This window comes from Streptomyces sp. SID10853, from assembly GCF_010548145.1.
In the GTDB taxonomy this organism is placed as follows: domain Bacteria; phylum Actinomycetota; class Actinomycetes; order Streptomycetales; family Streptomycetaceae; genus Streptomyces.
On the sequence record NZ_JAAGLN010000059.1, the window covers coordinates 23222 to 33797 of the forward strand.

Sequence of the window (10576 nt, forward strand, 5' to 3'; positions counted from 1 at the left end):
GCGGGGATCCGCGCTCAGTAGATGTCGCGGACGTAGCGCCGGTCGGTCATGAGCCGGCTGATGTACGCCCCGGCCTGTTCCTCGTCGAGTCCGCCGTGCGCGACTGCGATGTCGCGCAGTGCGCGGTCGACGTCCTTGGCCATCCGGGTGGCGTCGCCGCAGACATAGAGGTGCGCGCCGTTGTTCAGCCAGTCCCACAGGCGGTGGCCGTGTTCGCGCATGCGGTCCTGCACATAGATCTTGGCCCGTTGGTCGCGGGAGAAGGCCAGGTCGAGGCGGTCGAGATGGCCCGAGCGGTGGAATGCGGTGAGTTCGTCGCGGTAGTAGAAGTCGGTCTCCTGCCGTTGTTCGCCGAAGAACAGCCAGTTGGGGCCGGAATCGCCCCCGGCCTGCCGTTCCTCGAGGAAGCCGATGAAGGGGGCGACTCCGGTGCCGGGGCCGATCATCACCACGGGCGTCCTGGGGTCGGCGGGCGGCCGGAAGTGCGGGGAACTCCGGACGAAGAGGGGGACCGGTCCGTCGTCGGCGTCATCGGCCAGGTAGGCCGAGCACACTCCCGTACGCGGGACACCCTGGTGGTTGTTGTAGCGGACGACGGAGACCGTGAGGCGGACCTGGTGGTCGGTGGCCAGGGGGCTGGAGGAGATGGAGTAGAGGCGTGGCTGGAGTGGCCGGAGGACGGCTGCCCATGCGCCGGCCGTCGCGTGGCACGGATGGGCTGCTATGACGTCGACGGCTTGCCGCCGCCAGCTCCACTTGGCCAGCTCGCCCTTGTTGTCCGACCGCAGCAGCTGCTTGAGGTCCCGGTCCGCGGTGCGGTCGGCGACGAAGCGGAGCAGTTCGGGGGTGATGCGGGCGATCTCCAGGTGGTTGCGCAGGGCTTCACCGAGGGGTATCTCGCCCGTTCCCGGTACGAGAACGGGTTCGGCGGCGTCCAGCCCGGTGGCGGCGAGCCATTGCGCCACCAGCCGGGCGGAGTTGGCCGGCCATACGCCCAGGGCGTCGCCGGTTCGGTAGGCGAGGTGGCCCCGGTCGCCGCCACGGGTGTCGAAGGTGAACTGGCGGACCTCCTTGGCCGATCCGGGCCGGCTGAGGAGCCGGTTGCCGACCAGCAGCGCGGCGAAGGGGGAGGCTTTCGAGTATGCGGGGCCGCACATCACCGGGGGCCCTTCGAGCTGTCGCACTCGGGGTGCTGCTTGTGGTGCGGGCGCGGGGCCCGTCGTTCGCGGTGGCTGCGCGGTGGGCTTAGCGTCGGCCAGGGTGCCGATGACCTGGTCAAGCCACTGGTCGGCGGCCTGCTGGTAGTCGGGTTCGCAGTCGGTGCGCGGGACCAGGCGGGTGGCGCCCAGTTCAAGGAGACGCTGGTCGATACGGCGGCCATGGCCGCAGAAGTCGTCGTAACTGGAGTCGCCCAGGGCGAGTACGGAATACCGCACGCCACTGATCCCGGTGTGATGGCGGCTGTGCAGGGCCTGCCAGAAGGCCGTTCCGTTGTCGGGGGCTTCACCGTCGCCGAAGGTACTGGTGACGACGAGCAGGACCGTACCGGGCGACAGGGCGCCGGGGGTGCAGTCGTCCATGCTGAGGACGCGAGGGCGCCATCCTGCTTCGGCGAGGCGGCGGGCGCCGGATGCCGCGGCGTCTTCGGCGTTCCCGGTCTGTGAGGCCCACAGGACGACGACCTCACCCGACGCGGATTCCGTGGTGGCCGGGGCGGTGGACGTCGCCGATGCCGCTGCTGGTGCCCGTTCCGGGTCGGTGGGGTGCGGTGCGGTACGGGAGTACAGGCCCGCCAGCAACCCGTTGACCCATCGGGCGCGCTCCGGCGCGAGGGGTGTCCCTGCCGGGAGTACCGGCACGGTGGCGGTCGCGGACGGGCCGGAACGTTCGGCGCTGCCGATGCCGGTGAGGAAGCCCGACAGATAGAGGCGCTCCTCGGCCGAGAAAACGGGTGGCCCCGCCGTGTCCACCCCGAGGATCCCGGCCAGTTCGGTGACCAGGCCGCCGCCGTCCGGCCGGGTGCCCGCACTTGATGCCGATGCCGATGCCGATGCCGGTTCCTGCTCCCGCTCCGATGCCTGCTCCGGGGCCGGCGCCTGCACCGGCGCGGTGATCTTGGTCAACGCCACCGCGCAGAACTTGAGTTCGGGCTGGAGCGAGATGGGGTCCACCGCGTCGTTGGTGACGGCGTTCAGACTGAGGTACTCGCCGAACAGATCGTTCCAGTGGAACGGCGCGAAGCAGTTCCCGGGCAGCACCCGGTCGGTGACGACGGCAGGCAGCACGGCCCTGCCACGCCGGGAGGCGACCTCGACCTGTTCGCCCTCGCTCACACCCAGCGCCTGCGCGTCGTGAGGATGGATCTCCACGAAGGGTCCAGGGCTGAGTCTGTTGAGCCGGGCCACCTTCCCGGTCTTGGTCATGGTGTGCCACTGGTGCTGCAGCCGCCCGGTGTTCAGTACGAACGGGTAGGTGTCGTCGGGGAGTTCGGCGGCGGGCAGATGCGGGCGCGGGTAGAAGGCCGCGCGCCCACCGGGTCTGGGGAACACCAGCCGGGGACGGGGCCGGGGACGGGGACGGGGCCCGGGCCCGTCAGCGGGCGCACCCGAGGCCGGACGGTCACCGTCGTCGACGGAGTGGGTCGGATCGGCGTCACCGTCGTCGCCCGAGTGGGTCGCATCGCGGCCACCGTCATCGACGTAGCGGATCGGGTTGCGGTCACTGCCGTCCGCCGTGGCACTGGGCCACTGCACGGGGGTCCTGCGCAGCCGCTCGTAACTCACCCCGCGCAGGTCGTAGCCGGTCACCGGATTCCACGCCCGTTTGATCTCCTCGAAGACCTCTTCGGCGCAGCTGTAGTCGAACGCGTCCGCGAAGCCCATCTCACCGGCTACGCGGGCGATCAGCTGCCAGTCGGGCAGCGCCTGGCCCGGTGGGTCCACCGCCTGTCCGAGCAGGGTGAGGTTCCGCTCGGAGTTGACCATGACGCCCTCGGTCTCCGCCCACATCGTGGCGGGCAGGACCACATCGGCGTACGCGTTGGTCTCGGTCCGGGCGAAGACGTCCTGGGTGACGACGAACTCGGCGGCCTCCAGCCCGGCGATGACGGTCTTCCGGTTGCCCACCGAGGCGACCGGGTTGGTGCAGATGATCCAGCACGCCTTGATGTCGCCGTCGGCCATCCGCGAGAACAACTCGACCGTCCCCCGGCCCGCGCCGCTGGGCAGGGTGCCCGGCGGCAGGCCCCAGAGCTCCTCGGTGAACGCGCGGTCCTCCGCGACCAGCGCCGAGCGCTGCCCCGGCAGGCCGGGGCCCATGTAGCCCATCTCGCGTCCGCCCATGGCGTTGGGCTGCCCGGTCAGCGAGAACGGTCCGCTGCCGGGACGGCAGATGGCACCGGTGGCCAGATGCAGATTGCACAGCGCGTTGGTGTTCCAGGTGCCGTGCGTGCTCTGGTTCAGACCCATCGTCCAGCAGCTCATCCACTCGGCCGCCTCGCCGATCCACCGCGCCGCGAGGCGGATGTCGGCCTCGCGGAGTCCGGTGATCTCGGCGACGCGCGCGGGCGGGTAGTCCTCCAGAAACCCGGGCATCGCCTCCCAGCCCTCGGTGAACTCCGCGATGAAGGTCTCGTCGGTGTGGCCGTCCCGCACCAGCAGATGCAGCAGTCCGTTCAGCAGGGCCAGATCGGTGCCCGGCCTGATCTGGAGGAACAGACCGGCCTTGGCGGCGGTGGCGTTGTGCCTGGGATCGACGACGATCAGCCGGGCGCCCGCCTTGACGCGCTCCATCATCCGCAGGAAGAGCACCGGGTGGCAGTCGGCCATGTTGGCGCCGATGACGAAGAAGACATCGGCGTGTTCGAAGTCCTGGTAGGAGCCCGGAGGGCCGTCCGCACCCAGGGACAGTTTGTATCCGCTGCCCGCACTGGCCATGCACAGCCGGGAGTTGGACTCGATCTGGTCGGTGCCCACAAAGCCCTTGGCCAGCTTGTTCGCCAGATACTGCGCCTCAAGGGTCAGCTGGCCCGAGACGTAGAACGCCAGCGCGTCAGGGCCATGGGCGTCGAGAACGGCCCGCAGTCGGCGTGCCGTCGCGGTGATCGCCGCGTCGACGTCCGCAGCCTCGGGCTCCGCTCCCCGCTCGGCCCTGACCAGCGCCGTGGTCGCACGGCCGGGGGCCGCGAGCAGGTCGGCGCTGGTCGATCCCTTGGTGCAGAGCCGTCCGAAATTCGCCGGATGCGTCGTGTCGCCCGACGCCCTGGCCACGGTGCGCCGCCCGGTGGACGGGTCGGTCCTGACATCGAGGACCATGCCGCACCCCACACCGCAGTACGAGCAGACGGTCTTCACCGCGGTGGTGGGCTGTGGAGCTGACGCCGTCACGGGCGCCCCTTTCCGGTCGGGGTCGGGTGGGCCGGTGGTTCACACGGCCCGGTCGCACCGCCCTATGGGAAGGGCCTGATGCGTCTGGGTCAAGCGGACCGTTCGTAGTCGGTGAGGTCCGTCGCGGCCCTGCGTGTGGGCGGGCGAACGTCACCGTCCGCCCTCGTCAGGGTGCGAGTGCCAGCCGGTAGCCGCGTTTCAGTACGGTACGGACCAGCCCGGAATAGGGGCCCAGCGCAGTGCGCAGCCGCGCGACCGCCGCCTCGACCGCGTGTTCGTCGGCGCCGCCGCCCACCCACACACGGCGCAGGAGTTCGGCCCGGCTCAGCACATGTCCTGGCCGGTCGGACAGGACCCGCAGCAGTGCGGTCTGGGCCGGCGACAGCCAGATGGGTGGCCCCGGCGTCAGCAGGACGTTGCCCTGGAGGACCAGCCGGTGCTCCCCGAGGAGCAGTTCGCGGTTCCCGGCGGGCAGTGTTTCGACGATGGCGCGGACCAGCGAGCCGAGTCTGCCCCGGTCGGGACAGACGGGACGGACCCCGTGCTCCTCCAGCGGCCGGGCGCACACCGGGCCGACACACACCGGCAGCACCCCGCCACCCGGCGCACCGGCACGCAGCGCCGCGGTCACCTCGGTGTGCAGACCGACGGCGTGGGCGGCGTCGAGGAAGCCGGTGATGGCCGGGGCGCTGGTGAAGGCGATCGCCTGCAGCTCACGGCGGGCGGTCTGCTCGACCAGACGCCGCACGGCGTCGGGGTCCTCGGGCGGGCCCCAGCGGTAGACCGGCACCACCATGACGTCCGCGCCGCGTTCGCGCAGCGCGCCGACGAACCCGTCCAGCGGTGCACCGTGCTCCTGTACGGCGATCCGCCGGCCGCGGATGTCGCGGGCCAGCAGCCAGGTGAGCAGTTCGTCGTTGGCCTCGCTCCGCGGTGAGAACGCCTCGCTCAGGCCGCTCGCCCGCACCGCCCCGGTCGCCTTGGGCCCCCGGCTGACGACGACGGCGCCCCGGCAGACTTCGGCCAGCCGTCTGCCCAGGCCCCAGCCGTCGGCGGCGCTCATCCAGCCGCGCCAGCCGACCCCGGTGGTGGCCACCACGTAGTCCAGCGGGGCCGCCAGACAGCGTTCGGTGGCCCGTCTCAGCGCGCTGTCGTCGTCGAGGGGCACGATCCGCACCGTCGGCGCTGACACGACGTTCGCACCGCGGCGCCTGAGCAGCGCGGCGAGTTCGTCGCGGCGCCGTGCGGCGGTCACTCCGACCGTGAAGCCCGTCAGCGGACCCGCCGCGGGCTCGGAGGCCGGCGCGGTCACGTCGTGGTGTGAAGCCGGACCGGGGTCGGACAGGGGGCCAGTTGCCATGCAGGAAGGCTGCGGCAGCGGCGTTTCACGGAGGTTGCGCCAGGGTGACGCCGCCGTTAGGGCAGCTGCCCACAGGAGTACGCGAGATGTCGTCCAGGTCACCGGGGAGGGGCGCCCGTGTGAGTCACCCGTACCGCCGCGGCAACACGGACGACCCGGTCAGGTAACGCGCCGCGCGGAAGCTCAGGGCCATGGTCCGTACGCCGGCCCCGGGCCCCACCCGGCGGCGGGCCGTCCGGACGCCCGCCCCTGCGACCTCTCAAGGAGCCCGCCCGTGACACCTCAGCACCTGGTCCTGGTCGGCCACGGCATGGTCGGCCAGCGCTTCCTGGAGGCGCTCGATGAGCACTCGTCGACCACGCCGTGGCGGATCACCGTACTGGCCGAGGAGCCCCGGCCGGCGTACGACCGGGTGCACCTGACCTCGTGGTTCACCGGCACCAGCGCCGATGAGCTCTCCTTGCTCCCGCCCGGGTTCACGGCCCGGCTGCGCGGCGCGGGGCATCGCGTCGACCTCTGCCTGGGCGACCCCGCCACCGCCGTCGACCGCGCCGCCCGTACGGTCACCACCCGGGCCGGCCGCACCGTGCGGTACGACGTCCTGGTGCTGGCCACCGGCTCGTACCCGTTCGTACCGCCGGTTCCGGGACACGACGCCCGGGGCTGCCACGTCTACCGCACTATCGAGGACCTGGAGGCGATCCGCGACCGTGCGGCAGAGGCCGGGGCCGGCGCGGTCGTCGGGGGCGGCCTGCTCGGCCTGGAGGCGGCCGGAGCACTCAGGGCACTGGGCCTGGAGACCCATGTCGTCGAGTACGCACCACGTTTGATGGCGCTTCAGGTGGACCAGGGCGGCGGAGACATCCTGCGCCGGAAGATCGAGGAGCTGGACGTCGTGGTGCACACCGGCGCCGGGACCGAGCGGATCGACACCGGTACGGACGGCTCGGCGCGCAGCATGACCCTCTCCGACGGCACCGTCCTGGACGTCGGCCTGGTGGTCTTCTCGGCCGGGATCCGCCCGCGCGACCAACTGGCCCGCGACTGCGGCCTGCTGACCGCCGAACGCGGCGGCATCGTCGTGGACGAACGGTGCCGCACCGCCGACCCGCGCGTCTGGGCCATCGGCGAGTGCGCTTCGGCGGCCGACGGCCGGGTGTACGGACTGGTCGCGCCCGGCTATGCGATGGCGGAGGCGGCGGCCCGCGACATCAGCGGCGAGCCCGGCAGCTTCACCGGCGCCGACACCTCCACCCAGCTCAAGCTGCTGGGCGTGGACGTGGCCAGCTTCGGAGACGCCCACGGCGTGACCGAGGGCGCCACCGGCGTCGTCTACGCCAGCCAACGGGCCGCCGTCTACCGCAAGTTGGTGGTCGGCCCCGACGGGCGGCTCATCGGCGGCGTACTGGTCGGCGACACCGCGGCGTACGACGTGTTGCGCCCGCTGGCGCTCTCCGGGGGCGACCTCCCGGCCGCCCCCGAACAACTGGTACTCCCCCCGGGACAGGTCGCACCCCTCGGCCCGCCGGAGCTGCCGGACGACGCGGTGGTCTGCTCGTGCCACCACGTCACCAAGGCAGTCATCGCCGGAGCCGTCCGTGACGGCGGCTGCACCTCGGCCGCCCAGGTCAGGAAGGCCACCAGGGCGGGCACCGGCTGCGGCAGCTGCGCGAAGGCGGTGGAGAGCATCGTCAGGGACGGACTGACTGCCTCCGGGGCCGAGGTGGCCCGCGGCCTGTGCGAGCACTTCGCCCACACCCGGGCCGAACTCTTCGAGATCGTCCGGGTCAAGGGCATCAGCACCTTCTCCCGGCTGCTGGCCGAGCACGGAAGCGGTGACGGCTGCGAGATCTGCAAGCCGGTCGTCGCCTCGATCCTCGCCGGCCTGGACCGGGGCCACATCCTGGACGGCGAGCAGGGCGCGCTCCAGGACACCAACGACCACCACCTCGCCAACCTGCAGCGCAACGGCTCCTACTCGGTGGTGCCCCGCATCCCCGGCGGCGAGATCACCCCGGACGGGCTGATCACCATCGGTGGGATCGCCCGGGACTTCGGCCTCTACACAAAGATCACCGGCGGCCAGCGGATCGACCTGCTCGGCGCACGCGTGGACCAGCTTCCGCTGATCTGGGCCCGCCTGGTGGACGCGGGCTTCGAGTCCGGGCACGCGTACGGAAAGGCGCTGCGCACGGTCAAGTCCTGTGTCGGGCAGACCTGGTGCAGGTACGGGGTGCAGGACTCGGTGGCGCTCGCCATCGAACTGGAGCTGCGCTACCGGGGCCTGCGCGCCCGCACAAGCTCAAGTCGGCGGTCTCCGGCTGCGCCCGCGAGTGCGCGGAGGCACAGAGCAAGGACTTCGGAGTCATCGCCACATCGGAGGGCTGGAACCTGTATCTGGGCGGCAACGGCGGTATGACGCCCCGCCATGGCGACCTGCTGGCGGCGGGCCTCGACCGGGCCACGCTGATCCGCACCATCGACCGTTTCCTCATGTTCTACATCCGCACCGCCGACCGGCTTGAGCGGACAGCCCCCTGGCTGGCCCGGTTCGAAGGCGGCCTCGGCCACCTGCGCGCTGTCCTGCTGGACGACTCGCTCGGCATCTGTGCCGAGCTGGACGAACTGATGGCCCGCCATGTGGAGATCTACCAGGACGAATGGGCCGCCACCCTCGCCGATCCCGAACGGCTGCGCCGCTTCGTCTCGTTCGCGAACGCCCCCGACACCCCCGACCCGACCGTGCGCTTCGTACCGGAGCGCGACCAGATCCGTCCGGCGCGCCCTGACGAGCACGGCCGGACCCTGCCCCTGCGGCCGCTGATCGGCGGCCCTTCCCTGGAGGTACGTACCCGATGAGCCCCACCAGCGTGTCCGAACGTTCCGCCGAAGAGCGGCCGGCGACCGGCGAGGCGGCCGGTCGGGCATCCGGCCAGGTGCCCGGCCCGGCGGCCTCCGCCATGGTCGAGATCCACGACGGCGAACGCTGGACCGGCGTCTGCGCGCTGGACCGGTTCCTTCCCGGCCGCGGTGTGGCCCTGCTCGTCAACGGCCGGCAGATCGCCGCCTTCCGCGACCACGCGGGCGGGCTCCACGCACTCGACAACCGGGACCCGTTCAGCGACGCACACGTCCTCTCCCGGGGGCTGCTCGGCAGCCGCGGGGGAGTGTCCGTGCTCATCTCACCCATGTACAAGCAGGCTTTCGACCTCCGCAGCGGTGTCTGCCTGGACGAGGACACAGCCCCGGACGGAGGCAGCACCACCCTGCGGACCTGGCCGATCCGGATCCGCCCGTAACATCACGGCGACCCGCACCGCGGCCAGTACGTCCGCTCCCGCTTCCCACCGAGCGCGCCCCGCTTACCCGCCGAGCACGTCCCCCTGTCCGCTTCCCACCCAGCGACCGAGGCAGCCCACCATGAGCGCAACCGTCCACGACCCTGCCACTCCAGCCCCGACGACCCCCGCGCGGGCCCGCACGCTCAGCGAGTGGCACCCCGAGGACCCGGACTTCTGGGAGCGGACCGGGGCCCGGGTGGCCCGGCGCAACCTGGTCTTCTCCGTCCTCTCCGAGCACATCGGCTTCTCGGTGTGGAGCCTCTGGTCGGTACTGGTCCTCTTCCTCGGACCGCAGTACCACGTCGATCCCGCGGGCAAGTTCCTGCTCACCGCCGTTCCCACCGCGGTCGGTTCGGTCCTGCGGCTCCCCTACACGACCGCCGTGGCACGCTTCGGCGGTCGCAACTGGACGGTCTTCAGCGCACTGCTCCTGCTCGTACCGACGCTGCTCGCCGGGATCCTGCTCAGGCCCGGCGTCCCGTACGCCACGCTGCTGGTGCTCGCGGCGGTCGCAGGCGTCGGCGGCGGCAACTTCGCCTCCTCCATGGCCAACATCAACGCCTTCTACCCGCAGCGGCTCAAGGGCTGGGCGCTGGGCGTCAACGCGGGCGGCGGCAATCTCGGTGTCGCGGCCGTCCAACTGGTCGGCCTGCTGATCCTGGCCACCGCCGGTGCCGCGCACCCACGGCTGCTGCCCCTGGTGTACTTGCCGCTGATCGTCCTGGCGGCGCTGGGCGCGGCCCTGCGCATGGACAACATCGAGACACCGCCCCAGCGCGGGCACGCGCTGCGCGACATCTGCCGGGAGCCGCACACCTGGGTGATGTCCGCGCTCTACGTCGGCACCTTCGGCTCCTTCATCGGCTTCGGCTTCGCCTTCGGACAGGTCCTGCAGGTGCAGTTCAGCCAGCAGTTCGACACACCCGTCAAGGCCGCCTGTCTGACCTTCCTGGGCCCGCTGCTCGGCTCGCTGGTGCGTCCCGTCGGCGGCAGGATGGCGGACCGCTGGGGCGGATCCCTGGTGACCTGCTGGAACTTCGCCGTGATGGCGGTGGGCGCCGCGACCGTCCTCGTCGCCTCACAGCGGCACTCGCTGCCGTTGTTCCTCACGGGGTTCATCGCCCTCTTCGTGTTCAGCGGCATCGGCAACGGCTCCACCTACAAGATGATCCCGGCGATCTTCGGTGCCAGGGCCCGCGCAGCCGTCCTCGCGGGCGCCGATCCGGCCGAGGCCGAGCGCACCTCACAGCGCCGGGCCACCGCCCTCATCGGAGTGGCGGGCGCGGTCGGTGCCTTCGGCGGAGTCCTGGTCAACCTCGCCATCCGCCAGTCCTTCCTCAGCGCCCACAACGGCAACGCCGCCTATCTGGCCTTCCTCGCCTCCTACAGCCTGTGCCTGGTGCTGACCTGGGCCGTCTACCTGCGCGGTCGCGGAGCGGCGGCGCAGAAGTGAACCGGCCGCCCCGCGCGCGGACCGCGCACGGCAGCCG

At 71.8% G+C, this 10576-nt stretch carries 4 protein-coding genes and 1 pseudogene; 3 read left to right on the forward strand and 2 right to left on the reverse strand.

The window, feature by feature from the left end; genetic code table 11:
• Positions 1-14: 14 nt before the first annotated feature.
• A complete protein-coding gene (locus G3I19_RS14465) occupies positions 15-4385 on the reverse strand; it encodes a bifunctional nitrate reductase/sulfite reductase flavoprotein subunit alpha (protein WP_164263948.1) in 4371 nt (1456 codons plus the stop codon).
• A 166-nt stretch (positions 4386-4551) separates the two neighbouring features.
• Positions 4552-5745, reverse strand: coding sequence for a uroporphyrinogen-III synthase (locus tag G3I19_RS14470; protein ID WP_164263950.1), 1194 nt, complete (start codon positions 5743-5745; stop codon positions 4552-4554).
• 310 nt (positions 5746-6055) lie between these two features.
• Here G3I19_RS14470 and nirB point away from each other — a divergent pair.
• The 3 genes and pseudogenes from nirB to G3I19_RS14485 all read left to right on the forward strand — a co-directional run bounded on the left by nirB (position 6056) and on the right by G3I19_RS14485 (position 10539).
• Positions 6056-8604, forward strand: a pseudogene (gene nirB, locus G3I19_RS14475) (nitrite reductase large subunit NirB).
• Positions 8601-9044: a nitrite reductase (NAD(P)H) small subunit gene (locus tag G3I19_RS14480; protein ID WP_164263952.1), complete on the forward strand. Its 444-nt coding sequence runs from the start codon at positions 8601-8603 to the stop codon at positions 9042-9044. Before nirB ends, G3I19_RS14480 begins: the two are co-directional and overlap by 4 nt.
• 121 nt (positions 9045-9165) lie before the next feature.
• Positions 9166-10539, forward strand: a complete 1374-nt coding sequence (locus G3I19_RS14485; RefSeq protein WP_164263954.1) for a nitrate/nitrite transporter — start codon at positions 9166-9168, stop codon at positions 10537-10539.
• The last annotated feature ends 37 nt before the right edge of the window (positions 10540-10576 follow it).